Annotated in this window: 32 protein-coding genes and 4 pseudogenes; 31 read left to right on the plus strand and 5 right to left on the minus strand. The window is 54.3% G+C overall.

The window, feature by feature from the left end; genetic code table 11:
• The first annotated feature begins 32 nt into the window (after positions 1-32).
• Positions 33-2800, plus strand: a pseudogene (gene alaS, locus JCM10550_RS06225) (alanine--tRNA ligase).
• A 9-nt stretch (positions 2801-2809) separates the two neighbouring features.
• On the plus strand, positions 2810-3487 hold the full coding sequence (locus tag JCM10550_RS06230; protein WP_062397766.1) for a helix-turn-helix domain-containing protein: 678 nt from the start codon (positions 2810-2812) through the stop codon (positions 3485-3487).
• A gap of 86 nt (positions 3488-3573) precedes the next feature.
• Here JCM10550_RS06230 and hisH read toward each other — a convergent pair.
• Positions 3574-4192: pseudogene (gene hisH, locus JCM10550_RS06235) on the minus strand (imidazole glycerol phosphate synthase subunit HisH).
• Positions 4167-5595 (minus strand): annotated as a pseudogene (locus tag JCM10550_RS06240) (phosphoadenosine phosphosulfate reductase family protein). Before JCM10550_RS06240 ends, hisH begins: the two co-directional pseudogenes overlap by 26 nt.
• 216 nt (positions 5596-5811) lie before the next feature.
• On the opposite strand from JCM10550_RS06240, the gene JCM10550_RS22280 reads away from it, so the two are divergent.
• The 23 genes from JCM10550_RS22280 to JCM10550_RS06315 all read left to right on the plus strand — a co-directional run bounded on the left by JCM10550_RS22280 (position 5812) and on the right by JCM10550_RS06315 (position 14862).
• Entirely contained in the window at positions 5812-6018 is a 207-nt protein-coding gene (locus tag JCM10550_RS22280) for a hypothetical protein (protein ID WP_245618806.1), read from the plus strand.
• Complete coding sequence (locus tag JCM10550_RS06245) at positions 5928-6344, plus strand: Na+/H+ antiporter subunit E (protein ID WP_245618812.1); 417 nt, start codon at positions 5928-5930, stop codon at positions 6342-6344. Before JCM10550_RS22280 ends, JCM10550_RS06245 begins: the two co-directional genes overlap by 91 nt.
• Entirely contained in the window at positions 6341-6601 is a 261-nt protein-coding gene (locus JCM10550_RS06250; RefSeq protein WP_062397767.1) for a monovalent cation/H+ antiporter complex subunit F, read from the plus strand. The genes JCM10550_RS06245 and JCM10550_RS06250 overlap by 4 nt, the downstream gene beginning before the upstream one ends.
• Before the next feature lies 1 nt (position 6602).
• Positions 6603-6965, plus strand: coding sequence for a monovalent cation/H(+) antiporter subunit G (gene mnhG / locus JCM10550_RS06255; protein ID WP_062397769.1), 363 nt, complete (start codon positions 6603-6605; stop codon positions 6963-6965).
• Positions 6958-7209, plus strand: a complete 252-nt coding sequence (locus JCM10550_RS06260; protein WP_062397771.1) for a hydrogenase subunit MbhD domain-containing protein — start codon at positions 6958-6960, stop codon at positions 7207-7209. Before mnhG ends, JCM10550_RS06260 begins: the two co-directional genes overlap by 8 nt.
• Positions 7210-7500, plus strand: coding sequence for a hydrogen gas-evolving membrane-bound hydrogenase subunit E (locus JCM10550_RS06265; RefSeq protein WP_062397773.1), 291 nt, complete (start codon positions 7210-7212; stop codon positions 7498-7500). It abuts the gene before it with no gap.
• Entirely contained in the window at positions 7493-7963 is a 471-nt protein-coding gene (locus tag JCM10550_RS06270) for an MnhB domain-containing protein (RefSeq protein WP_245618807.1), read from the plus strand. The genes JCM10550_RS06265 and JCM10550_RS06270 overlap by 8 nt, the downstream gene beginning before the upstream one ends.
• The gene (locus JCM10550_RS06275; protein ID WP_062397776.1) at positions 7960-8307 is read left to right on the plus strand and encodes a sodium:proton antiporter; all 348 of its coding nucleotides are present in this window, start codon (positions 7960-7962) and stop codon (positions 8305-8307) included. The genes JCM10550_RS06270 and JCM10550_RS06275 overlap by 4 nt, the downstream gene beginning before the upstream one ends.
• The gene (locus JCM10550_RS22285; RefSeq protein WP_245618808.1) at positions 8304-8837 is read left to right on the plus strand and encodes a hypothetical protein; all 534 of its coding nucleotides are present in this window, start codon (positions 8304-8306) and stop codon (positions 8835-8837) included. Before JCM10550_RS06275 ends, JCM10550_RS22285 begins: the two co-directional genes overlap by 4 nt.
• Positions 8822-9817 carry a proton-conducting transporter membrane subunit gene (locus tag JCM10550_RS22290; RefSeq protein ID WP_245618809.1) on the plus strand — a complete coding sequence of 332 codons (996 nt, stop codon included), beginning with the start codon at positions 8822-8824 and terminating at the stop codon, positions 9815-9817. Before JCM10550_RS22285 ends, JCM10550_RS22290 begins: the two co-directional genes overlap by 16 nt.
• A gap of 67 nt (positions 9818-9884) precedes the next feature.
• On the plus strand, positions 9885-10016 hold the full coding sequence (locus JCM10550_RS24555; protein WP_281175288.1) for a hypothetical protein: 132 nt from the start codon (positions 9885-9887) through the stop codon (positions 10014-10016).
• On the plus strand, positions 10013-10237 hold the full coding sequence (locus JCM10550_RS22295) for a hypothetical protein (RefSeq protein ID WP_062397778.1): 225 nt from the start codon (positions 10013-10015) through the stop codon (positions 10235-10237). Before JCM10550_RS24555 ends, JCM10550_RS22295 begins: the two co-directional genes overlap by 4 nt.
• A gap of 1 nt (position 10238) precedes the next feature.
• Complete coding sequence (locus JCM10550_RS22300; RefSeq protein ID WP_245618810.1) at positions 10239-10415, plus strand: hypothetical protein; 177 nt, start codon at positions 10239-10241, stop codon at positions 10413-10415.
• Positions 10412-10684, plus strand: a complete 273-nt coding sequence (locus JCM10550_RS22305) for a hypothetical protein (RefSeq protein ID WP_245618811.1) — start codon at positions 10412-10414, stop codon at positions 10682-10684. Before JCM10550_RS22300 ends, JCM10550_RS22305 begins: the two co-directional genes overlap by 4 nt.
• An 85-nt stretch (positions 10685-10769) precedes the next feature.
• Positions 10770-11174: an NADH-quinone oxidoreductase subunit C gene (locus JCM10550_RS06295; RefSeq protein WP_062397780.1), complete on the plus strand. Its 405-nt coding sequence runs from the start codon at positions 10770-10772 to the stop codon at positions 11172-11174.
• A gap of 266 nt (positions 11175-11440) precedes the next feature.
• Positions 11441-11896 carry a nickel-dependent hydrogenase large subunit gene (locus JCM10550_RS24560; protein WP_281175289.1) on the plus strand — a complete coding sequence of 152 codons (456 nt, stop codon included), beginning with the start codon at positions 11441-11443 and terminating at the stop codon, positions 11894-11896.
• Complete coding sequence (locus tag JCM10550_RS24565) at positions 11893-12297, plus strand: hypothetical protein (protein WP_281175290.1); 405 nt, start codon at positions 11893-11895, stop codon at positions 12295-12297. The genes JCM10550_RS24560 and JCM10550_RS24565 overlap by 4 nt, the downstream gene beginning before the upstream one ends.
• 19 nt (positions 12298-12316) lie before the next feature.
• Entirely contained in the window at positions 12317-12562 is a 246-nt protein-coding gene (locus tag JCM10550_RS24570) for a hypothetical protein (protein ID WP_281175291.1), read from the plus strand.
• Positions 12559-12870, plus strand: a complete 312-nt coding sequence (locus JCM10550_RS24575) for an NADH-quinone oxidoreductase subunit H (protein ID WP_281175292.1) — start codon at positions 12559-12561, stop codon at positions 12868-12870. The genes JCM10550_RS24570 and JCM10550_RS24575 overlap by 4 nt, the downstream gene beginning before the upstream one ends.
• Positions 12871-12880: 10 nt before the next feature.
• Complete coding sequence (locus JCM10550_RS24580; RefSeq protein ID WP_281175293.1) at positions 12881-13438, plus strand: NADH-quinone oxidoreductase subunit H; 558 nt, start codon at positions 12881-12883, stop codon at positions 13436-13438.
• The gene (locus JCM10550_RS24585) at positions 13423-13599 is read left to right on the plus strand and encodes a hypothetical protein (RefSeq protein WP_281175294.1); all 177 of its coding nucleotides are present in this window, start codon (positions 13423-13425) and stop codon (positions 13597-13599) included. Before JCM10550_RS24580 ends, JCM10550_RS24585 begins: the two co-directional genes overlap by 16 nt.
• Positions 13577-13972, plus strand: a complete 396-nt coding sequence (locus tag JCM10550_RS06310) for a 4Fe-4S dicluster domain-containing protein (protein ID WP_062397783.1) — start codon at positions 13577-13579, stop codon at positions 13970-13972. The genes JCM10550_RS24585 and JCM10550_RS06310 overlap by 23 nt, the downstream gene beginning before the upstream one ends.
• Before the next feature lie 95 nt (positions 13973-14067).
• On the plus strand, positions 14068-14862 hold the full coding sequence (locus tag JCM10550_RS06315; RefSeq protein ID WP_062397785.1) for a sulfite exporter TauE/SafE family protein: 795 nt from the start codon (positions 14068-14070) through the stop codon (positions 14860-14862).
• Positions 14863-14899: 37 nt separating this feature from the next.
• Here JCM10550_RS06315 and JCM10550_RS19575 read toward each other — a convergent pair whose 3' ends face one another.
• Complete coding sequence (locus JCM10550_RS19575) at positions 14900-15151, minus strand: hypothetical protein (RefSeq protein WP_172673783.1); 252 nt, start codon at positions 15149-15151, stop codon at positions 14900-14902.
• Positions 15152-15189: 38 nt separating this feature from the next.
• The gene (locus tag JCM10550_RS06325) at positions 15190-15675 is read right to left on the minus strand and encodes a hydrogenase 3 maturation endopeptidase HyCI (RefSeq protein ID WP_157199981.1); all 486 of its coding nucleotides are present in this window, start codon (positions 15673-15675) and stop codon (positions 15190-15192) included.
• Positions 15676-15762: 87 nt separating this feature from the next.
• Here JCM10550_RS06325 and JCM10550_RS06330 point away from each other — a divergent pair, with 87 nt between their 5' ends.
• Positions 15763-16416: a tetratricopeptide repeat protein gene (locus tag JCM10550_RS06330; protein WP_062397791.1), complete on the plus strand. Its 654-nt coding sequence runs from the start codon at positions 15763-15765 to the stop codon at positions 16414-16416.
• A gap of 535 nt (positions 16417-16951) precedes the next feature.
• Here JCM10550_RS06330 and JCM10550_RS22310 read toward each other — a convergent pair.
• Positions 16952-17119: pseudogene (locus JCM10550_RS22310) on the minus strand (IS5/IS1182 family transposase); the annotation flags it as partial.
• Between the two features lie 963 nt (positions 17120-18082).
• On the opposite strand from JCM10550_RS22310, the gene JCM10550_RS06335 reads away from it, so the two are divergent.
• The 5 genes from JCM10550_RS06335 (at position 18083) to JCM10550_RS06370 (ending at position 24099) form a co-directional block, all read left to right on the plus strand.
• Positions 18083-19297 (plus strand): PD40 domain-containing protein, encoded by a 1215-nt coding sequence (locus JCM10550_RS06335; protein ID WP_083475342.1) that lies wholly within the window; start codon positions 18083-18085, stop codon positions 19295-19297.
• A gap of 1092 nt (positions 19298-20389) precedes the next feature.
• A complete protein-coding gene (locus tag JCM10550_RS06350; RefSeq protein WP_218185146.1) occupies positions 20390-21679 on the plus strand; it encodes a hypothetical protein in 1290 nt (429 codons plus the stop codon).
• Between the two features lie 104 nt (positions 21680-21783).
• The gene (locus tag JCM10550_RS06355; RefSeq protein ID WP_172673787.1) at positions 21784-22359 is read left to right on the plus strand and encodes a DUF4367 domain-containing protein; all 576 of its coding nucleotides are present in this window, start codon (positions 21784-21786) and stop codon (positions 22357-22359) included.
• A 234-nt stretch (positions 22360-22593) separates the two neighbouring features.
• Positions 22594-23298, plus strand: a complete 705-nt coding sequence (locus JCM10550_RS06360; protein WP_062397805.1) for a hypothetical protein — start codon at positions 22594-22596, stop codon at positions 23296-23298.
• 333 nt (positions 23299-23631) lie between these two features.
• Positions 23632-24099 carry a hypothetical protein gene (locus JCM10550_RS06370; protein ID WP_157199983.1) on the plus strand — a complete coding sequence of 156 codons (468 nt, stop codon included), beginning with the start codon at positions 23632-23634 and terminating at the stop codon, positions 24097-24099.
• The last annotated feature ends 22 nt before the right edge of the window (positions 24100-24121 follow it).

Genomic DNA, 24121 nt, shown 5'->3' on the forward strand with positions numbered 1-24121 from the left:
GCGATTATTATATCAGGTTACTGTGATTACCCATGCTCGAGGAAGAATATCAGCTTGAATATTTCAGAGAGAACGGTCTGGTCAGGAAAATATGCAAGGCCTGCGGTTCAGCGTTCTGGACACGGGACCCTGAGCGTGAATACTGCGGTGATGCACCGTGTGAGCCCTATTCATTCATCGGCAATCCCATCTTCTCCCCCCATACTATTGACGAGATGCGTGAAGCGTATCTGAGTTTTTTTGAACAGAACGGCCATACCCGCATCGAGCGCTACCCGGTGGCTGCCCGCTGGCGTGACGATATCTATCTGACTATCGCATCCATTGCAGATTTTCAGCCATATGTGACCAACGGCGAGGTGCCCCCCCGCCCGCAAATCCCCCCCTGACCATATCCCAGCCGTGTATCCGGTTAAACGATCTGGATTCGGTGGGACGGTCCGGCCGCCATCTGACAACGTTTGAGATGATGGCCCATCATGCGTTCAATACGGATGAGAATAACGTATACTGGAAGGACGAGACGGTCAGCCTCTGCGACCGGTTTCTCGCATCCGTCGGGGCTGACCTGAACCGGGTGACCTACAAGGAACACCCCTGGATCGGCGGCGGCAACGCCGGACCCAGTGTCGAGGTGCTTATCGGCGGGCTGGAAGTGGCCACTCTGGTCTTTATGAGCCTGACGAAACGTGACAACGGCAGGGAACCCGTTGACATGGAAGGCGTCCCCTACTACCCGATGGATCTGCGGATTGTGGACACCGGATACGGTCTGGAACGTATGGTCTGGGCCTCGCAGGGCAGTCCGACAGTCTATGACGCCGTATTCCCGGAACTGATCAGCCGTCTGATGAAGTCTGCGGGTCTCGCCAGTCTCCTCAATAACTCCGAATTTACCCGTATTCTTGCACTGAATGCAAAGTATGCCGGGCTCATGGACATCACCGGCTCCAATCTCTATGAGATGCGCAGAACCGTGGCAGAAAATATCGGGGGGGTGCCCTACCAGAAACTGCAGGACATCATCGCTCCGATCGAGCGTATCTATGCGATTGCCGACCACACCCGCTGTCTTGCCTATATGCTCGGTGACTGTATTGTGCCGTCCAACGCACAGGAGGGCTACCTGGCCCGGCTGGTGCTCAGGCGGACGCTGCGGATGATGAACGAGATTGATATGGATGAGACGCTCGGGGGGGATCTCATCGAATACCAGATGCGGACCATCGGCATCGGCTCCTTTGAACAGGAGATCGGTGTCGTGCAGGAGATCATCCGCAATGAGGAGGAGAAGTATGCCCTCACGATGGAGCGCGGCGGCAGAATTGTCCAGAAGGCGGCACGGGCCTATAAAAAGAAGAATCTACCCGTCCCTCTGGATGAACTGATCACACTTTATGACTCCCACGGCATCCCGCCCGAGATTGTGCGTGACATCGCAAAGGAAGAGGGTGCGGACGTGGACCTGCCTGATAACTTCTATTCCCTGATTGCCGATGTGCATTCCGAATCCGAAGTCACCGGGAAGACAGAGGATCCGTATGCGGCCATCCGCGAGAGGGTGGAGGCGATGCCCGATACGAAGATGCTGTATTACGACCTCCCGCAGGCAACCGATTTCGATGCGATTGTGCTCGACCAGTTTGATGAGTATCTGGTGCTGGACCAGACGCTCTTCTATCCGGAGGGCGGCGGTCAGCCGGCTGATACCGGTAAGATCGTCTCGGAAGAGGGGGGGATCAGCAAGGTTGACCATGTGGTAAAAATTGGCGGGGGGGTGATTCTGCACCATATCACCGGCGAAACCCTGAGACGCGGCGAACATGTCAAAGGAGCCGTCGATGAGGAACGCAGGGAGACGATGATGCGCCATCACACCGCAACCCATGTACTGCTGCATGCCGCAAAAGAAGTGCTTGGCCCGCATATTCATCAGGCCGGTGCAGAAAGGGGGGGTTGAGAGTTCCCGTATTGATATCCGGCATTTCCGGCATGTCTCTGATAAGGAACTGCAGCAGATCGAGGATGCCGCAAACCGGCTGGTGTTAAACGACATCCCGGTGCATATCGGTTGGGAAGACCGCACCGCGGCCGAGCAGAAGTACGGGTTTGCCCTCTATCAGGGCGGAGTGCCGCCGGGTGCCCGCATCCGTATCGTTCAGGTGGCAGGCGATGTGCAGGCCTGTGCCGGTACACACTGCATCAGTACCGGCCAGATCGGGTCCGTCCGGATTATGCGTCTGGAGCATGTGCAGGATGGCATCGAACGCATTGAATTCTCCGCGGGTATGGCGGCTGTCGCATACAACCGCTGGATGGAAGGAATCGTCGACACCTCGGTTGCGACCCTGAGTGTCCAGCGCGAGAACCTGCCTACATCGGTTGAGCGGTTCTTCACCGAGTGGAAGGAGCAGAGAAAGGAGATCGAACGCCTGCAGGCAAAGGTCGCCGAACTGGAGATCGCAAGTATCCCGGTGGAGGATGTCGCGGGTGTCAGCATCGTTGTCCATGCCGTTACCGCCTCTCCCAAGGAAGTGGTCTCGATGGCGACCGCGTATGCCAACGAAGGTGGCGTTGCCCTCCTCGCAGGCACCGGAGACCGGGTGCACGTGGCAGTTGCCTCCGGGGGGGTGGAGCAGGTGAACGCGGGTGAGATTGTACGCCGGGTATGTGAGATACTGGGTGGAAAAGGGGGGGCGGGAAACCGTCTCTCGCACAGGGCAGCGGTGCCTCGGCAGCCTCTCTTGAAGAGGCGCTTGCCACCGGACGCCGGATGATTCTTGAGCAACTGAACAATTGAGCAGCTGAAATGACCGAAGAGGGTGTGCTTGTTCTTGAGCCCGGTGACGAACGGGCAAAGAAGATTGGAAAGGCGATGGCCAGCACGACGGCCAGTGACGTCCTTTCCACCCTTTCTGAGAATGAGCTCACGCTCTCCGAGTTATCCGAACAGATGGGTCAGCCCATCACGACCCTGAAATACCAGATTGAAAACCTCCTGGATGCGGGGCTCGTTGATATTGTGCGCACCCGCTATAGTGAGAAGGGCCGGGTGGTGAAGGTCTACGGGCTGCGTCAGCAGGTGGTCATCATGTCTCCCGGAAAGGCAGATGTCCGGTCCTTGCTGCTGAAATACGCGTCCCTCTTCGCCCTGATCATCTGTGCGTCCTTGGTGCTGTTTGCCCTCGCGCCGACGCTCGGGTTCCTGTCCGATGGCGGACTCTCCGGGACGGGAGGTGCTCCCGACGGGGGGGTGCAGGTGATGACCTTCTCTGCGAATGAGACCGATGGTGCAGGGGGGGGCATAAATGGCGAAAAAATGTTGGCGGAGCCAAGGTCCGCCCCGGTGACCGCGTCACTTGCACAGGACTATCTGTCCCCGGCAATAACCCCGAACATCCTTGCGGTCATGTTCTTTACCGGCGGATTCGTGGCGATCTTCGCCATGCTCCTCTTCGAGCTGGTGGCGATGTATCGCCGAAAATAATTTCATGATCGTTTCTCCTTTTTTGGTCAATTGTTCGCAATGCAGGAGAAAAAATCCAAAAAATGGTTGAAAAATATATCCCGCTCTTAGAGCAGGCCGATAAAGTTTTTCAGGATGGCAAGCCCGGTCTCCCCCCCGCTCTTCTCCGGGTGAAACTGCACGCCGTAGACATTGCCGTTTCCTATCGATGACGCAAACCGGCAGATATAGTCAGTTGTCGTGAGCGTGTGCGCAGGGCTAGTTTTTGCATAGAAAGAGTGGACAAAGTAGACATAGCTATCCTCGGGGGGGATGCCTTCGAAGAGGGGGGGGAGGGCTGTTCGACATGGAGGGTATTCCAGCCCATGTGGGGAATCTTCATACCGGGGGGGGTCTTTTCAAAGGCGAGCACCTCTCCGGGGGACAAGGCCCAGGCCTTCGTGCAGACCAAACTCGGTGCTCTGCTCAAGCAGCATCTGCATCCCAAGGCAGATGCCCAATACGGGCCGGTCTTCTGCGTATTGACAGAGCGCCTCGCGGAGAATGCCCAGCTTCTCCATGCCTTCCGAAAAGGCGCCGACACCAGGGAGGACGACGCCGTCGCATTCCACCATCACCGCGGTATCCTTGGTGATCACCGGCGCGACCCCCTGCCTTCTCCATCCCGCGGCTTACGCTCCGGAGATTTCCTATTCCGTAATCAAGTATAGCTACTTTCGTCGTCATCCTCTGTGTCTCCCCGTTTGCGCCAGAGCGCTTTCTCTACCCAGATATCTGGAAGGTCATGCTCTTCTTTGTATTGATTCAGTGCGTCTTCCCAGCGCTGCCACTCTTCGGGGGGGTAGTCCTCCTGGATCATCCGGAACGTCGCCCAGTCGGATGAGGGGCACATGAAACACCCGATCCGGTCAATCCGCTTTGAATACAGGATATTATACGGGGGGGCGTTCTCGCGGAAGATGTAGAGCCAGACATGCAGTGCTGTCCAGTGCTGAATGGGTGAGGCCGAGAGCTGGCACGGGATAATATTGCTCCGCCAGACCCGCGGGCTCTTCATCCGTTTAAACGATTCATACTTCCGCTGGCCGATAAACGAGAGGCACTCTCCCCCCCAGGTATCCTCGATCATCTTTTTGATCGGCTGGAGTTTGCAGACCTTGCAGCACCAGCGTGCATCGACGGCGGGCGGGCCCTGCCGTTCCATCTCGTCCCAGAACTGCGATGCCATGTCGGTGCGGAGCACCTCGAGACCGTAGTGGTCTGCCACGTCCTGCACGTTTTTGTAGGTCTCCCGGAACTCAAGCCCGGTATCGGCAAAGAGGAGGGGGGGAGCTTGCCCGCCGCCTTCATGACCACCAGAAGTGTTGCAAGGCTGTCCTTTCCGCCGGAGAAGGAGACGTTTGCCGGGAGTTGATTTCTCTCCATCGTGCGCTGGACAAAGCAGACTGCCTCGTCCTCGACCCCCTTGAGAATGCGCTCATTCGCCGCGAGCACATCCTCCCAGGTCTTCTCTGCCGGGACACAGCTGACGGGTTTGATCTTCCGGGTCCGTGCGATGGTGCCGCGTTCCATCGTCTCTGCCTCGGCGGCAGAGACCTTGGCCCTGCCGACCCCCGATGCAGCGCCCGTCCGGTAGCATGATGAAGACCTCGTCCCCCCGCTTCGACATGCTCTTCGATTGATATCAGGCCGGGTGCAAGCACCGATGCCCCCTTGGTCCGGATGGAGGTCTCCGCACCCGGGTCCACCACCATATACCGCAGGGACGGAGTCATATAGAGCGCCGCGGCAGGCCGGGGCATGGCTTCCCAGCGTTCCTCATCCGGGTAGAACCGGATGGCACCCACAACCGCGCCGCCCATGATGATCTCTTCCATCCGGTCAAAGTCCGGGACCTTGTTGAGGATGGCGACATGTCCTTCGGGTATCAGTTCTGCGCCAAAATGATCGCGGTATACCCGGTTGATGTGGCTGATGTCGTCGTCGAATGCCGGGCGGATATCGCCGGGAGGGGGGGTGAGGGCCACTTCCCGCGTCTGCGTGCCGCAGCTGCATTTTTTACCCAGTACGGGTGTCCCGCAGGTGTCACACCAGTGGAGGTGATTTTTTCCGAGATATGATAGGCGCATTCCTGAAATATTTCTTCTGTGTGGATAAAAAGAGCGGGTTTTTGCCCTGCGCGTCATAATTTTTTCAAAAGAGTTAATCTGTGGAGATCGGAAATTTATACTGAATCCGTGTGGTTAACTGGAAAATTTCAATGAATATCTTTCTTCCCTGGGAATTAGGTGGTCTAAATTCCCTTCTTCTTACTGGGTAATGCTACCCGGGAGTGTTGGTTCTGAATGATTCGGTATATTCTGACGTTTATCTGTGCATTTTGCACGTATCTGGTGCTGACAGCCGGGTCTGGTGACATCGGGCTCTGGTCGGTATTTGAGATAGTTGCGGGGGGGGTATCATTGCGCTTGTCGTTTCTGCGGCATCGGCGAAATGGTTCTGCCCGGGTGACGACTATCGCATGGCGCATCCACTCCGGTGGGTGCTCTTAGGTTTGTATATCTGTATTCCCTTCTTCCTGGAACTCATCCGGGCAAACATCGATGTGGCACTACGGATCATCACCGGGAACATTTCTCCCGGCATCGTAAAGGTCAATCCCGATCTTGCGACCGGTTTCGGTCGGCTTCTGTTTGCAAATTCCGTTACCCTGACACCGGGTACGCTGACGCTGGAAGCAGACGTTAAAACCGGCGACTTCTACATTCACCTGCTCTCTGTCCCCCCCAAAGAGATGGTGAAGCAGAAGACCGTCGATGCGGCAGCGCTCTTCTCGTTCTTTAAGATCCCGGCATGGGTTCGGAGGATTGCGGAATGACCGACATCTGGGTTCTGGCACTGGGCCTTCTTTTGCTCTTTGTCCTCGGCGCGATGGTGCGTCTCTGGCTGGGGGGGCCGACCGCACCGGATCGTGTGGTGGCGCTCGATGCGGTGAACACCATCACGGTATGCGGTATCATCGTCTTCGGTGTCGCGTTCAACGAGACGGTCTATGTGGATGTGGCCATTGTGTATGCCCTGCTCTCCTTTGTCGGCACACTCTGGCTTGCGAAGTACATCGGAGGTGACCTCTGAGATGGTGGCTGACGTTATCGTGACCATCTGCCTTGGCTTAGGTCTTCTTGCCGCAGGCCTTGGTGTCGTGGGTATCCTGCGCTTCCCGGACGTGTATACTCGCCTGCATGCAGAGACGAAGATGACGACCTGCGGTGCGATATTCATCTGTATCGCGGTCGTCGTCACGGAAGCCGGTGCGTATCTTGCAACCGGTGAGATGCAGTATGCCGTGCTTGGCCTGCACACCGTGCTCGCTCTTGCAGCGCTGGTCTTCACGAACGCCATCGGTGCCCATGCCATCGGGCGTGCGGCATACCGCTCCGGTGTCCGCCCGGACCCTGCTGTGGTGGACCGGCTGAAAGGAGTGGATATCGATGATTGAACTCATCGTTCACATCCTGCTTCTTGCAGGGCTTGTCATTTCGGCATGCATGGTCTGGTATATGGACGACCTGATCTCTGCTGCCATTGCCTTCGGTGCCTTCAGTTTCCTGCTCTCGTTAGAGTTTCTGATGCTCCAGGCGCCGGATGTCGCCATCGCTGAGGCGGGCATCGGTGCCGGTCTTACGACGGCCATCTTTGTGATTGCCATCCGCGGCACGGACAAAGACGGGGGGTGCGTCTGAATGAAGAACACATTCCAAATCGGTATTCTCGTAGTATGTGCGGCAGCCTTCCTCATGGCAGGTCTTAATCTCTCCTTTGGGGGGGCACCTGCATACACGGACATGGACGACTACATGCTTGCCCACGGGCAGGAGGAGACCGGCAGCAACAATATTGTGACTGGTGTGGTCTTCGACTACCGGGGGTTCGATACCCTCGGTGAGGCGACGGTGCTCTTCACCGTTGTCTTGGGTGCGGGACTCGTCTTCCGTCGCCTCGGAAAAAAGGAGGATGAATATGAATATGAGTAGTCTCGTCCGGTCAGGGGGGGCGAATATCATGATGCCGTTTATTCTGGTATACGGTTTTTATATCGTCGTGCACGGGCACCTGACCCCCCCTGGCGGCGGATTCCAGGGCGGTGCGGTCATCGCAACGGCTGTTGTCCTTTTGATGGTGGCCTACTCACGCGCCGAAGTGCGTGCCTCGGTCTCCAAAAACGTCCTGAAAAACAGTGAGACCTTAGGGCTGCTCCTCTTCATAGGTACTGCTCTTCTCGCACTCACTGCCGGTCTTGCCTTCTTTGGCAACTGGCTCCTCGATGCAGGTACGCTCTTCGGGACACCGGTCGCCTTCGGCATCAACCCCCCCGGTGACATCAACACGGGCGGCATCATTCCGGTCCTGAACATCGCCGTGGGTATTGAAGTCCTCGGTGCGATGGGCATTCTTCTCCTTGCGATGCTTGGCGGCATGAAGGGTGATGCAGAATGATCGAGAACGCTCCGTTCTTCTGTGCGGGACTCCTGGTCGTGATCGGTCTCGTGGTCATTGTCACCAAAAAAGATCTGATCAAGATGGTGATGGGCCTTGCGCTGGTGGAGGCAGGGGGGGTGAACCTGCTCCTTGTCGCAACCGGATATCTCTCCGGTGGTGTGGCGCCGATCTTTACGAACGCACCCTCGACTGCGATGGTGATGCCGACGGTGCAGGCGATGACGCTCACCAATATCGTCATCGGCATTGCGACGACGGCACTCCTGCTCTCGTTTGTGATGGTCATCTCCAGAAAATACGGGACGCGTGATGTGACCGAAATGCGGAGGCTCAAAGAATGATGGACTTCATCATCGCCAATGCTCCCGCACTCCTCATCGCCATCCCGATGCTCGGTGCCTTTGCCCTGCCCTTGGTTGGCAGACTGGGCGATACCGCCCGCACCGGCTGGGTCCTTGGTGTGGCGCTCATTACTTTTGTGATCGCGGCCCTCCTTGCATGGACCGTCCTCTCCGGCGGGCCGGTGCTCTATACCTTTGGTGCGGCGTCTCCTGCGGATGCACTGCCCGCCGATTCGGGCGGCATCCCCATCCGCATCGTCTTCACCGTGGATGCGATGAGCGCCTTCATGGCGGTCTTCGCCGCCTTTGTGGGCCTGGTCACCTGTCTCTATTCGGTTGCAAGCGAACGCCTTTCCTCCGGCAAGGACGGTTACTATGGCCTGATGCTCCTCCTGTTGGTGGGCATCCTCGGCATGGTCTGCACGGGTGACCTCTTCAACTTCTTTGTCTTTTTGGAGATCAACTCCCTTGCGGGTGCGGCGCTTGTCGCTACCGCATTGACAAAGGTGTCTCGGTGGAGGCGGGCCTGAAATACGGGTTCCTCTCAACCCTCGCGGGTTTGATGGTCCTCTATGCGATTGGTCTCCTCTACGGGCAGTATGACTCGCTCAATATGGCCGTCATCGCCTCCCGGATGAGCTACACCATGCTCGACAAGGTCGCCCTCGCCCTCTTTGTGGCCGGGCTTGCCCTCAAGGCAGGCGCAGTACCTCTGCACTTCTGGACGCCGGACGCCTACTCGATGGCCCCCGGTGCCGTGACCGCATTTCTGGTGGTTGCCAGTCAGGCGGGTCTCTACGGGCTCTTCCGTATCCTCTTCAGCGTCTACGGCCTGACGCTCAACTATGTCACCGTCGGCTGGGCGGTCATCATCCTCGGTGTGCTCTCGATGTTCGTCGGGGTTACGATGGCTATCCCGCAGAAGGATGTGAAGCGGCTGATGGCGTATCACGCGGTCTCGCAGTCCGGCTACATGCTCCTTGGTGTGGGCGTCGGACTCGTCGTCCTCGGGGACGCCGCTGCCATGGACGCCTTCGGCCGGACGGCGATGGAGGGCGGTATCTTCCACATCGTGAACCACGCGATGTATAAGGGTCTGCTCTTCCTCACGGCAGGGGGGGCGATATTCCTGCAGGCAGGCACCCGCAACCTCAACAAACTGGGCGGGCTGGGCCACTCGATGAAGTGGACGATGCTCTTTTTTATCATCGGTGCTCTTGCCATCGCAGGCATTCCGCCGTTCAACGGGTTTGCCTCCAAACTAATGATCTACGAGTCGGTCTTTGCGTTCAGCCCCCCCGTGATTGCGGTCATCGCGATGGTCGTCTCCGTCCTGACCCTCGCCTCGTTTGTGAAGGTCTTCCATGCAATATTCATGGGCCCCCCCGGCAGCCACGGCTTGAAGGAGCAGGAGAAGTGCCCCCCCGCCCGATGCTTATTGCGATGGGTGTGCTGGCACTGCTCACGATTCTCATGGGGGTCTTCCCGGAACAGATTGTATCGGCCGTGATTGCACCGGCCGCAGACGCCCTTATTGATCAGGGTGCGTATGTGGCCACCGTATTCGGAGGAATTTGATGATAGCAGAAACATTATCCACCGGCTTCGGGGCATGGAACCCCCCCATTGCATGGCTCATCGCGTTTGCGGTTGCCCTGCTCCTTGCCTGGGTTGTGCAGCGGCTCGGGGGAACCGGATCTGCCCGGTGAAGGCGAATCCGGTAAACCCTACCTCTGTGGTAACGACGAACCAACGCCGGAAGGCACGCATATCGGCGGTTCAAACCTCTACTGGGGGATTCACTGAGGCAATGAAGGGCTATTATGCACGGGTTGTGCCCCCCCTACATACCGGCTGCCTCACGGACTATGTGCTCTGGTTTTTGGGCACATTTGCCCTGCTCTTCATCTTTATCGGGGGGGTGTGCTAAGATGCGTCTGTCACCATCATTTAACCGGTCGCTCTGGGTGTTCCATTTCAACTCAGGGTCATGTAACGGATGTGATATCGAGATCGTGGCGGCGTTAACGCCACGGTATGACCCCGAGCGCTTTGGGGGGGTAAAACAGGTCGGCTCCCCCCCCGGCACGCGGATGTGCTGCTGGTGACGGGACCGGTGGTCCATGATATGGCCGACCGCCTGCGCCGGGTGTATGCCCAGATGCCCAATCCAAAGGTGGTCATGTGCATCGGTTCCTGCGGCCAGTCCGGCGGGGGGGTCTTTTATGACTCCTATAATCTGGACGGTCCGGTGGGGGGGGATATCATCCCGGTGGATATCTATGTGCCGGGCTGTGCACCCCGCCCGGAGGCCATCATCGACGGGGTGGTCAAGGCGATTGCCTTACTTGAACGCCTGGAGGAGGACAAAAAATGACACGAGAGGCACGGTCCGCAGAAACAATTGCTGACATCCTACAGAAAAACGGTCCGAAGAGTATTCATGACATCCGTATTGAAGAATGGGCCGAAGGCTGAAGAAGACATCTGCGGCGAGTATCTGGCTGCGGACGACACCCGCGGATCTCGTCGCAACCATGCAGGCAATCATTGATATCGACTACCCCCCCCACCTCGCGGTGGTCTCAGGGGGGGTCGATACCGGTGACGCCGTTGAACTGCTCTACCATATGCAGGTCTTCTACGGCATTCCGAATGCAGAGGTGAACATCACGATCATCGTCCCCGTCCCAAAGAAGAACCTCGTGATACCCACGATATCGCATCTGATTCCGGGTGCGGTCTACACGGAACGCGAGAAGCAGGAGATGCTGGGCGTGACCGTCGCAGGCATTCCCGACCCGCGGGGGGGCCTCTTCCTTCCTGCCGATTTCCCCGAAGGGGGTCTACCCGTGGAGAAAGGATGAGACTGGCATCACGGAGGGTATGGTGAAATCCCTGTATGCCTCCGGCAGACCGGAGAACCGTCCCGCCCCCGCCGGTGAAACCGAAGGAGAAGAAGGAGCGCAAACCGAAAACTCCTGCACCGGACACCGCCGATGCCCCCTAAACCGGAGGTGAACAGCAATGGCGAATAAACCGACATACAATATCCCGATAGGACTATCCACCCCCCGCCCTCAAAGAGCCGATTCTCTTCACCTTTGATATCCAGGGCGAGCAGATCAAAGGCGTGGACTTTGCCCCCGGAAAGACGCACCGTGCGATTGAGTGGATGGGTATGCGCAGAAATCCGGTGCAGATTGCTCATCTGTGTGACCGCATCTGCGGTATCTGCGGTGTCTCCCACACGCTCGCCTTCTCGCGTGCAATTGAGCAGATCGCAGAGATTGAGGTGCCGGAACGGGCGCATTACGTGCGAAGCATCATCGCCGAATTCGAGCGTATCCAGTCTCACCTGCTCTGGGCAGGAGTCGCTGCCCACGAACTGGGATTCGACACCCTCTTTCACCTTGCCTGGCGGGTACGTGAGGAGGCGATGGACGTCATCGAGTATCTGACCGGCAATCGGGTGAACTATGGCATCGTCCAGGTGGGCGGTGTCCGGCGTGACTTCACCGACGATCAGTTCCCCCCCGCATCGAACAGGCCCTCCAGACCTATGAAGGGCTTGTCGGCAAACTGGTGACCCTCTTTTTAGAGGACACCACGATCAAACTGCGGTGCATGAACTGCGGTGTGCTTTCCGAACGCGATGCGCTTGAACTCTGCACGGTGGGACCGACGGCCCGTGCATCCGGCCTCGCGCTGGATGTGCGAACTGACGCTCCCTATGCGGCGTACGGCGACATCGAGGTGAAACCCATCCTGCCGGACGTCTATGCGGACGCGATCAAAGGCGATGTGTATGACCGGATTGTCGTCCGCCTCTTTGAGGTGGTGGACTCGGTGCGTATCATCCGGGACCTCATGGACCAGATGCCCGCGGGGGGCCGGTGCTCTGGGAGACAAAATACGCGAAGATCCTTGCCACCTGCAAAAAGGCGGAGGGTGAGGCCATCGGACGGGTGGAGGCCCCCCCCGTGGTGAGTGTTTCCACTATGTCCGGATGAACCGCTCCGAGGCGCCGGAGGCATGGAAGGTGAAGGCATCCACCTACTCCAACCAGATGTCGTGGCTCAATATCCTGCAGGGCGAACAGATTGCAGATATCTCCATCATCGTCGCATCCATTGACCCGTGCATGTCCTGCACCGACCGCGTCTCGGTCATCCGTGACCGTCGCCGTGGCGTGATGACCGGAGATGACCTGCACCGCCTCTCGGTGGAGAAGACCCGGAGGCTGCAGGCATGATCGGGATGATCACCGTCGCCGTCCTCGGGTGCATCGGCATCACGGTGTATGGTCTCCTCTTCGGGCTGGTCCTGCAGGGCGTTGACCGGAAGTGTGCGGCACGGATGCAGGCCCGCTACGGCCCGCCCCCCCTGCACCAGCCCTTCATCGATATCGCAAAACTCCTCTGCAAGGACAATATTATCCCGAAGAATGCGGTGAAATCGGTCTTCAATGCGGCTCCCGTCATTGCGCTGGCGGCGTCCATTACGATTCTCCTCTACCTCCCGATAGGCAGTCTCATGCCGGTCCTCGGCGGCTGGGGGTGACATCATTCTCGTGCTCTATCTTTTGACCGTGCCAGGCCTTGCGATGGTCGCAGGCGGTCTGGCGTCCGGGTCTCCGTATGCAACGGTCGGTTCCCAGCGTGAGATGGTCACGATGATCGCCTACGAACTGCCGCTTGCCATCGCCATCATCGCGATTGCATGGCGCCTCAATGCGGCGGGCGTGGCCGATCCCTTCTCGCTTGTCACCCTCGCACAGACCCCCCCGGTCTGGAGTGTCGTGGGCATCCCCGGCATGATTGGCATGCTCCTTCTCATGATTGCCATTGCCTGGGTTACCCCGGCAGAACTCTCACGGGTACCCTGCGATACGCCGGAGGCGGAGACAGAACTCTGCGGCGGTATCCTCGTCGAGTATTCCGGCAGAAACCTCGCCCTCTTTACGCTTTCCGGAGCGGTCAAGACGGTGGCGATGGCAACGCTTGCGGTCGTGCTCTTTCTGCCGTGGAATCTTACCTGGTTTGTCCCCCCCTCACAGGCACTGTGGGAATCATCGCGGACCTCGCGTTCTTTGTCCTCAAGGTACTTCTGGTCGTGTTCTTCTCGGTGACCCTGATTCGGGTGGGCATGGCCCGGTTCCGCATCAATCATCTGGTGACCTTCTACTGGGGATACATCGCCCTCATCGGGTTTGCCGGTATGATCCTTCTCGTCCTTGATGCCGTGCTCGGCATGGGGGGGTCGTCGCATGAAGCTGCCTGCATTTTCTGAAGTGCTTGGCCAGTTTGTGAAGAAACCGGTAACGAACCTTTTCCCGGCCCGGTATCTCCCGAAGAGCATCACCGGCTATCTGGGGAAGGTTGCGGCAGGCGAGGCGGAGATCACCCCCCCACCCGTTCCCGTGCCGGAGAATTTCCGGGGGGGGAAGATCGCCTATGACCGTGATGCCTGCATCGGCTGCAAACTCTGCATCCGTGTCTGCCCGGCGCATGCGATCGAGTTCATCCCGGAGACAAAGACGGTGCGTATCTTTGTCACCCAGTGCATCTTCTGTTCCCAGTGCAATGATGCCTGCCCGGTATCGTGCCTGCACATGAGCGATGAGTTCATGGTGGCGGATGCGACCGCTACGCGGAACATCTGATCGTAGAGTGACTCTGAGTTACTCTCATCGGTTCTTTTTTATGCGTTCGGGTCATTTCTGAAGGTTAATCAGCCGGTGCGGCATCGGAGCAGTAAATGGATATCTTTCTTCAGACAGTGCTGATTCTCGGGCTGACCGGAACCCTGGCGGGGCTGGGGGCTGGAATTCTCGGCGTCGGCGGAGGATTTGTGATGGTCCCGGTGCAGTACTGGGTCCTCACCGACCTGCTGGAGATGGACTCCACGCTTGCGACAAGGGTGGCCTTTGCCACCAGCCTTGCTGTTATCCTGCCCACCGCAATCGCCACTGCTTCAGGGCATTCAAAAAAGGGGGCGGTGGCATGGGATGCGGTGAAACGGATGTGTGTCCCCCCCGGCTTTTTCATGGCCATCGCGGGAGCATATGTCGCGACATCGGTGCACGGCGACTGGCTGCGGTATCTCTTTGGTGCTCTCCTTCTCGGTGCGGCGGTCAAGATGGCCCTGAAGCCGTCATATGCCAGGGATAATGAACGGGATACCACGGTCTTGATGTTGATCGTTGCAGGGGCCATCTTCGGGTTTCTTTCCGGGCTGCTCGGCATCGGCGGCGGGTATCTGATCGTGCTCTTTCTGACTCTCGTCTCAGGGTATGAGATTCACCGTGCGGTCGGGACATCAACCGCCTTTCTCATCTTTGCCTCGGCAGGGGGGGGTGCTCGCGTATATTTTATTCGGGTGGGGGGGCTGACCGGTATCCCCCCCGCACCGTCGCTGGGGGGGTATGTCGACCTCCACCAGTGGGTGATCCTTGTCGTGACCTCCATCCCGGCGTCCTTTGTCGGCGTCAGCTTTCGCACCGTATCCCGTCCCGTCACCTCGAGTGGCTGTTCGTCGGGCTGCTTTTCCTGAGTGCGCTAAAGATGTTTGGCATCTTCTGAGGGGGGGATTAGAACCGGACGAAGAGAATAACCCCGATGAAGATCAGGGCCATGATGATCCAGAACAGGGAGCGGCGCTTCTGTTCATATTCCTGCACCTCCTCCCGGTATTCCTTTTGCAGCTCCCGTTCCTCTTCCGGGGGGGTGATGTCATCGTCAAACTCAACCACCAGAGCGCCGGAATAACCGCATTTTTTGCAGCGGTAATTGTATCCGCCGTATCCCCCCCTGCCACCGGGTAAATCTCCGTGCTTCTGCATCGCGGGCATCGTATCATAGTGGTTCGCCTGTGTCCTTTTTATTCGGGATTGTCGGGAATGTATGCGGGTATCCTCCCCCCCTCTTCACCGTTCCTGAGCATCTCTGCCACCTCATCCCCCCCTCCACGGATGACAGGTGCGGAGATTTCTTCGTGGAAGGTAACCGGCCCCCCCGGCTGGATGCCGATGAGCATGATCTCCGGCATCTTTGGGACGGTCTCCCTCAGGTATTCGATGATGTGGGTGAGGGGGGGAAGGGAATGGGTATCAAACCCTGCCTGTCCGACCGCGTCAGGGTGAATCCTCCGGAACTCGCCGGGGGGGGAAAGGCGCATGTCCGCGGCATCGACGATGACAAGGATGCGTGGGCGCATCTTCCTGACCACTCCGGTAAAGTTCTCCGGGGGGGCGGTCCCGCAGTCTGCCGCATGCCAGCCGGGGGGGCAGCCGTTCATCCGCTCTGCTACCCGGGGGGGGCCGATGCCGTCATCTCCCAGCATCGTGTTTCCGACTCCAAAGAGCATCTTCACATGAGGGTATGGGTGGTCGGGTGCGATAATGGATCTGATCGCAACTGATTATGCCTTTCCCCCCCGGCCAACCTCTGATGGATGGCACGAAGAGATACGATAGCCCTCTGGCTTGTGGTGGCGCTCATCATCGCCGCATCCGTTTCGGCTGCATCGGCAGTTGATATATCTAAGGTATCTGCGGGAAAGATTGATCTCTACAATCTGGCCGTGGACGAGGCACAGGCAGGAAACTACACGGAGGCAATGGCGTATGCCGATGCCGCGCTCGCAATTGACGATACCTTCATGCTTGTCTGGGTGACAAAGGCAGGCATCAGTTCGGCGCAGGGCAACTATACGGCCGCTCTTGCGGCAGCAGAGAAGGCGACCGCCCTGAACCCGAATCAGACGCAGGCCTGGGTGGTCACCGCTGATGCGCTCCTCAACCTCGGCGAGTATGAGAAAGCGGTCGGTGCGGCAGACAAGGCGATTGCGCTTGACCCGGAGATGATCGAGTCGTATATCATTCAGGGCACTGCCTACGGACATCTGGGTGAGTATGACAAGGAGATTGCCGTATCAAAGCGGGCCCTTGAAATCAACCCTGAGGATGTCCGGGCGCAGAGCAACCTTCACTTCGCACAGGCGAATGCGGGAACGGGTTCCGAACCGACACAGACTCCGTTTCCCCTTGCGGGTGTGATTCTCGGTGCGGGGGCTCTTTTCCTGATCTCCCGGCGCGGCTACCGGTAATCCATCTGGAATTTCCCTTTTTTCTTTGGTACTGCTTCTTGTATCTGATGGTTGCACGGTTACCTGCATGGTGGGGTTAGGTTCTTGTGACATGAACATGCCCATATTCAGAAGGGGTTTGGGTCACTGTATCCGGGTGATTTACACTGGTTTTTCCGTCCAGGTTTCCCGTGTCGGGAATTATGATTGCCGTCTCTCATGAACTTTCATTACTTACAATATTCTGATTGGAATAGTACCTAGTACCGATTTTTCGCTTCTTTTAGGGCGCCTGTTTTTTAGTACGGCTATTTGTCTGAACCTTTTTTTACAAAAGCATTCGGAGTTTTTGATATGTGCCACACGGTGCGCAGATGTGATGGTCCTGTGTCTCTGGTGGTGTGAGACACATTGTTTTTCCAGAGAGATTGATGCCAAATCATGGAATGAAAATCTCAGGTAGCCGAGGTCCATAAATGTGGGAAGTACATACTGGGAAAATTGGGGCAGTGTCGCCCATACTGAATATATATTAGTTGATTAAAAAGTAACAATATCAATATTTGGCTCTGTTGAATTCCTTAAATATAACCACGAAAGCAACTGATTGAATCGCTTTCGTAGTGTTATGAAGAATCATTTTGATCCTGATCTCTTTGACCTGAAATCGATATTTTCGTGCCTTCTGATCTTCTCCAAATCTTCTTTTAATGACTGAGAATGCTTTTCCAGCATTATCTCTGCTCCTTGCACTTGGTTTGGTTACTTACACAAGAAGCAGCGATTTTATGGATTTTATCTCTTTGGCAAATGAACCTTCAGAAACAGGGTTTTAACAGAGCGGGTATGTGGGTTTTCTCAGACAAAATCCGAACTGATTTCAAACGGTTCGGTTTTTGTCCCATAAATGGTTAATAAAGCGATATCAAAAACTATACACGTAGCATCAAAAAGATGTTGCACGGGGGTTCACCCGGACCGATCAAGAATGGTTGAACCCCCCCACGCGTGCCCGGAGGCAAGACTCTGTTGGCCTTACCATTACTTGAAAGCTTCGCCTTTTTTGCCTCCTGAGACATGAGAAACGGAGGAAAAAGTATGAAAACGAAAATTCGAATGTGGGCACTTTCTGTGCTCCTGGTGAGTATGGGGGGGTGCGTTTCAGCAAGCAATCCCGGAATATGGCATCTATTTGATTTCAATGCTGAACAGGAAAATTGTATTCTGGCATCTAAGAATATTGTCAGGGGTGGATAAAATGACAGATACGCCACTTGGTTCATGCGGTCCTGTTCAAAATTTCCAGAGCAATGCCTCAGCACAGATTAAATCAGCTGTATTATACGAAAGAGCGGATGGGACCCGTTATGTCTCAGTAGAATGGGCCGCAAGCGGATGTTACTTGTTCCATAAGGATGAGTGCTCTGGAGCCGGGTATGGATGTGATCTAACGGTTACCGTCAAGGTCAGCTGGAACAGCAGTCACACCCAACATGTATATACGTATAACAATACATCTGTTGCATCCACTACGGTTAACGTTGGAGTGACATCCATAGCAACATCATTTACTGTAGAAGTGAAAACAGAGGCGAAATGCTATTGTGCGTCAGTAACTCCTATATTGACAGACCAAGCGATCTGTTCCTGTGGAATATCCATTTAAATCATATTTTTTGGTGAATAAATGAAGTTCAGATCCTATCTTTTTATTTCTGTTATCATTCTTTCTTTGTTCGCCGGTATAGTGGAGGCGGAGGTTCAGCCGCTGACCTGTGGCCCGGATAAAGCATCAAATCCTTTCTGGTCTCTGGACGGTGACCGGATTGTCTTTCTGTCGTTTGATGCTGACTCAGGAAATACCGACATTCAGGTGATGAATGCGGACGGGTCGGAGAAAAAACAGCTGACATCCAACATATCTGCAGATATTTTCTTCTCAAATCCATGGTCCCCCCCGGACGGGCAGAAACTCCTCTTTATCTCCGACAGATCCGGTGCATACGACCTATGGTCAATGAATCCGGATGGGAGCGGCAAAAATCAGTTGACAACTGGGGGGGCAAATATTGTTCCTTGGCTGCACGGCCCGGCGGGATATGGGGGGGCCGCATGGAGCCCACAGGGTGATCGGATTGCATACACCTCCTGCTGGTATGAAAACGAAGAGATCCGGGATACCACAACAGATGGACAGGGAAACGGATTAGAATCTGCCAATTTCTCAAAAATACGCAGGGAAGCTGATATCTGGGTGATGAACTCTGATGGCGGCGAAAAACAGAGACTTACCACATCGGGTAGTGCCCGGCAGCCTGCATGGCGACCACACGGTGATGAAATTGTATACCTTTTCTTCCGGTTGGAAGGGAATGAAATCCGGATCATGCAGGATGATGGTTCGGAGGAGAGATGCCTCACATCCGTTGGAGAGAATGTCGGCACGTTTGACTGGTCCCCCCCGGATGGGAATAGTATCACATACAATACAATCACGTTAGTTACCAATGCGACACAATTTTCATCTGCTCTATGGACCATAAACGCCGATGGAGGGCATAAACAGCAACTGACATACGGCAACCTGGACTCTTCGCCGGTATTTTCTCCTGACGGCGACAGGATTGCGTTCACCTCACAGTCCAGGGCCCCCCCTTCATCCCTGTTTGTCATGAACAGTGATGGAACTGATCTGGTAGGGCTTGCTCCGGGATATCTGAATTTTGATACGGTGCAGTGGTCGCCTGATGGAAAGAATCTGGCTGTCAGTAATGGAAAAGAGGTGTATGTCATTCCTCTGGAGAGTCCTGCAACAGCTGGGGGGGGTGGCCCGGTTTCCATACTTATTATCGCAGTAACCGGCATTGTGACAATCGCCTTCTCTTCACGAAAGTGGGAGTAAGCCCCGGAACTGGTGAACACACAGATCGCCTGTCTGGAAAGAGCTGTTTGCTGTATGATGCGTGTGAGATTGGGGGGGATTGATTTGAGAAATATGCTGGTGCGACAGCCAATTTTCCCAAAGGTGCCCATAAATGCTGTGATGGGTAGGTGTTCTGTGTGCAGGTATTTCATACCGACTGCGTTTTTTGTTCATCAAAAGAACGTCCAAAGATATGCTAATAATAAGCCCTGTAGAAATGTTGCGAAGCGAAAGACGACGTACGTAGAGATGCAAATCGGCTGGATGGATACCGGAAACAGGAACTATACTGAGTCACCCTTTTTCCCTTTCTCCACCCGTTTTTGCCCCCTGTATTGGCAAATCGGAGGGCAAAACGGACGTATTTTTTGCTCAATATACCAGTCTGAAAAATACGCATTTAATGCCGTTTATATGTTGAAATGACGGATTATTGCAGACTAATAAGGGGGGGTCGTGATTGTCGGGTATTTTGGGGGGAGGACGTATGAGCTGTCTCGACTGAGAAAGGGCCACACCGAGCTTCTGTGTGGATGCGTATTTTCGGAATAATGGCTCAATTATGGGTTATTTAAACATTGCTTAATCTGCTGAGGGGGTTTTGCCCGACGTAACAAGAACCGCAGACCACAACTCAGATGATTCCTTTTCATGCCTTCTGATCTTCTCCAAATCTTCTTTTAATGACTGAAAATGCTGTTCCAGCATTATCTCAGTTCCTTGCGCTTGGTTTGGTTACTTACACGAGGAGCAGCGATTTTATGGATTTTACCCCCCCTTTGAAAAATGAACCTTCTGAAACAGGGTTTCAACAGAGCCGGTATGTAGGTTTTCTCAGACAAAATCCGAACTGATTTCAAACTGTTCGGTTTTTGTCCCATAAATGGTTAATAAACCGACGTCAAAAGCCATACACGTAGCATCAAAAAGATGTTGCATGGGGTTCACCCGAACCGATCAAGAATGGTTGAACCCCCCCCGCGTGCCCGGAGGCAAAACTGTGTTGGCCTTACCATTACTTGAACGCTTCGCCTTTTTGCCTCCAAGGACATGAAACTTGGAGGAAAAAGTATGATACTTAAAAAAAGAATGAGAGCACTTTCTGTGCTCCTGGTGTTGCTGCTGGTGAGTGTGGTTGCGGTGTCGGCGATGAGTGCAACTACATCTCCCCCCCGGGTAGTATCTCTGAATGAAACATTTCAATTGGTTGACAACGTCCAACCTCCGCTCTTTGATTGGAGCGGTTTCGAGCCCGCTTCTCCAATGGAAGGGTCTGATCTGACGACGATTGTTCTATCAGAGGCATATATTGCCAGACAGGTAGGATCTCAAACCCCCCCTGAAATCGTTGACATCTCGCTTCCATTCTCTGCATTTGGAGAAACAAACTGTTCTGTAGAAAGAGCTCCAAACTGCCTGATACAGATAGGAATTGCTGAAGACGAACCAGTTATGGTATTAACAATACCTAGCACAATGTTCCGGTCGTTGAATGCAGCCTCCGACCGCATTGAGCTGAGTCTCCCGCTTGAATACTTTTCGCATTACAAAGATACCAGTTCTTACCGCAACAGAGAGAACGCATGGAATATCATAGGAGATTCTCAGGAGAGTCTATCAGACAGTAAGATAACGACGGACGTTCCGCTCGAAACTTTCATAGAACGCGGTGGGCAACAATACCTCTCCAGAGTAAGATTTATGGCCAGTTCAGATTACGAAGTAACGTATCTCAGCGGAAAAATTAAGCCATATTACTATGCAAATTCCGGAAACGGATATACAATTTTCCAGGAGAGAGAGATTAATCTAAACCGTTTCGATTCACAGGGAGAACCTATCGATACGATTGAAATTGTTGTCGAGTACGAAGATACCAATCATGGAGGAGGGATCAAATTATATCCGGTAATTTATGATGATGGTCTGGGTCCAATTGATCTGGATTCTGGTTCATACATCGATGTATCCAGATCAGCACTCCCTCATGAGTATAATTACTACGTAACGATCGGTAGTGGTTCCACATCGGGAAAGTATGAGATCTGGTTCCAGGATACGACGACTGAGGAATGGCTGGGATATTACTATTATAATGACAACGACAATCCAAGTCAATTCATCAGGCGGACGGTAGGTTCATCAGAGTTGTTGCTATGGGACGGCTCGACCTTTTCCTTTGATGCCCGTACATCACCGATAACAGATGAATGGTGCAAGCAGGGAGTTACCTGGTCAAGACCAACAGATGTCTTTTCATATTACGAATCACAAGATGACTCCTATGTCAGTACATCATATTCAACTGGATCAGGCAAGATCTATACACACTCGTACTGCAGTGGAAGCGGGTCATCTTAGACCACTTCTTTTTTAATGGTAGAGGAAATAACCATATGAAAGCCCATTATCTGATCACAGGGCTCCTTCTTGTCCTTCTTAGCGCAGGGTGCATTCATCCGGGGGTGAATGATTCATATGTTCCAACAGAAGTTACACCACTATATCACCCAACAGATACTGTAACCGGACACCCCCCCGACAATGTGCGGGATCTTCGACACACCTCTCGCTTCCGTTTTGACGGGTGGGAAAATCCTGCCAACTATACAAGGTTCTGCCCACCGTCATACGTTCCCGAGGGGGGGTACGTCCTCTATGACCTTTTGCTATTTGGTGTCTTGAATGAGACGGCGGGACTCAACTACACGGTGGTTGGTGAGAAACTGCGCTACGCGCTCAACAGTACAATAGATAACGCATCGTGGACTACTGACATAACGTTCCTCGAAGTCTCCTGGAGTGAGCATGGATCTGACCCATACGAAAAGGACGAGATCCTTGGCGAAGACCCGAAACCTGTTGATATCAACGGATCAACAGGATGGATCTATGAGATTGAACAGAACCGGCTGATCGTCTGGACTGCAGGAAATGCCACATACCAGGTTTATGGATCACTTGATCGTGAAGAGTTACTCCGGGTAGCACGGTCGATAGTATGTGGGGGGGGAGACATCGGTTTTGTCTCTGATGTGTAGATGATCATGAGAGGAGATGTGTGAACGATGTGCGAATTCTATATACACATTCTACCGATGTGAAAGAGAGATGTTTGAATTTTCTCAGGCGTATAGCTTACGTGGATCACCCGAACCGATCAAGAAAGGTTGAACCCCCCCACACATGCCCGGAGGCAAGACTGTGTTGGCCTTACCATTAACTGAACGCTTCGCTGTTTTTCCTCCTGGGACATGAGAAACGGAGGAAAAAGTATGAACCTGAAAAAAGGAATGCGGGCACTTTCTGTGCTCCTTGTGTTGCTGCTGGTGAGTGTGGTGATGGTGCCAGCGGTGAGTGCTGATGCGAAGCAATGTGTCACGGGAGATGTTGTCGATGAAGTTACGTTAATCGAGAGATCCCCCCCATCACTGATTCGGGAGTATTATCCAAATACAGATACAGAAAAAGCGATTGCAGCTGCAATTCACAATTACTCTCGGGTGACCTATCTTGCAGGCTGGTCAGAAGATGATACTGAGAGTGTTAAATGTATTTACAATCGAGCTAAAGAATCCGAAGAACAGGAAACAGGAGTTCGCAACTGGGCTCAAAAAGATGGGCGCATGTGGATTGATGAGCATAACTACCGGGGTATCAACGGCATAGTGCATCCTGGAGGGATGGAAGTCTCTTCATCTGGCACAAATCATCAATATCTGACAAGTCACTTGGAGCAACCTGTCGGAGGGAATCGATGTTGGATAGAAGTCGGAGTAGCAAAGTTTTCTGAGATATTTGACGGAGATCCGGATGAGTTTTTAATATACACTGTTGATAGTACACTACCGGAAGATGAACAATTTATGCCTCATGGGAATTTTACCAATGGAAATCAGGATTTCAACTTCCAAATCTCTGTCAGTAATGTTCAATGTCCCGAAGGCTACCCATATACACTTTCATGGGAAGGCAGGTGATTCGCATTGGTCACGTACCTTTTGCAAAAGGAAATCCTGATGAGAATCACGAGTACTTCGCAGCCGACAGCAGCAGTTTCACCCCCCCGTCTCCAATGCATATTTCTGGGATTCATACCAATTCGGCGATCAGACAGCCGTATGGTGGAATGATAATCTGCCGGAGGAGACTCATGAATGGGGTATCTCTCCTGCAATGGTAAATATGTACATCCCCCCCTGGTGGTCGCAGGCATACAGGATTGATTCATGGATTTCCTAAAGTTAGGCATCGGGATTTTGGAAGGTCTCCTGGCCACCCTTCTCATTTTTTTGGTTTTGTCGTGTGGATGTATGCAGGAACCCGGCAATGGACCTGACGACATTCTTCAGAGGAATGCTCTTGACTGCAAAGGCAACGAATCGGAGATTGAACTGGTGCAGATCGCCCTCCGTGATGAAGAAGTGGCTGATGCGATTCGTAACCACTCATTTGAGACCGAAATTTACGTTTCAAATCTGAGGACGGGGGGGGAGAATGATCCAGAAGAGCTCCTTACCGTGCGATTCTGGTTATTTAACGGCACCTCTCGTCCGTATGGCACATATGATGGCATGTATTCCGTCTTCATCAATGATTCAAAACAAATTGTTCAGCGCTCCTGGCAAGCCCCGCCCCCGATATCCCTCCAGCATCCCTGTCGATATGAGGATGAATCTTACGAATCGTTCAATCTGTACGTATCATCATCTGTGAGGTCATCTGAAATCCTTGGATTTTTTGTTCGCCTGGGTACGACAAATGTGCCGATACTCCTTTAATTCCCTCTTTTTATGGAGAAGA

Source organism: Methanogenium cariaci JCM 10550 (assembly GCF_001315945.1).
Taxonomy (GTDB): domain Archaea; phylum Halobacteriota; class Methanomicrobia; order Methanomicrobiales; family Methanomicrobiaceae; genus Methanogenium; species Methanogenium cariaci.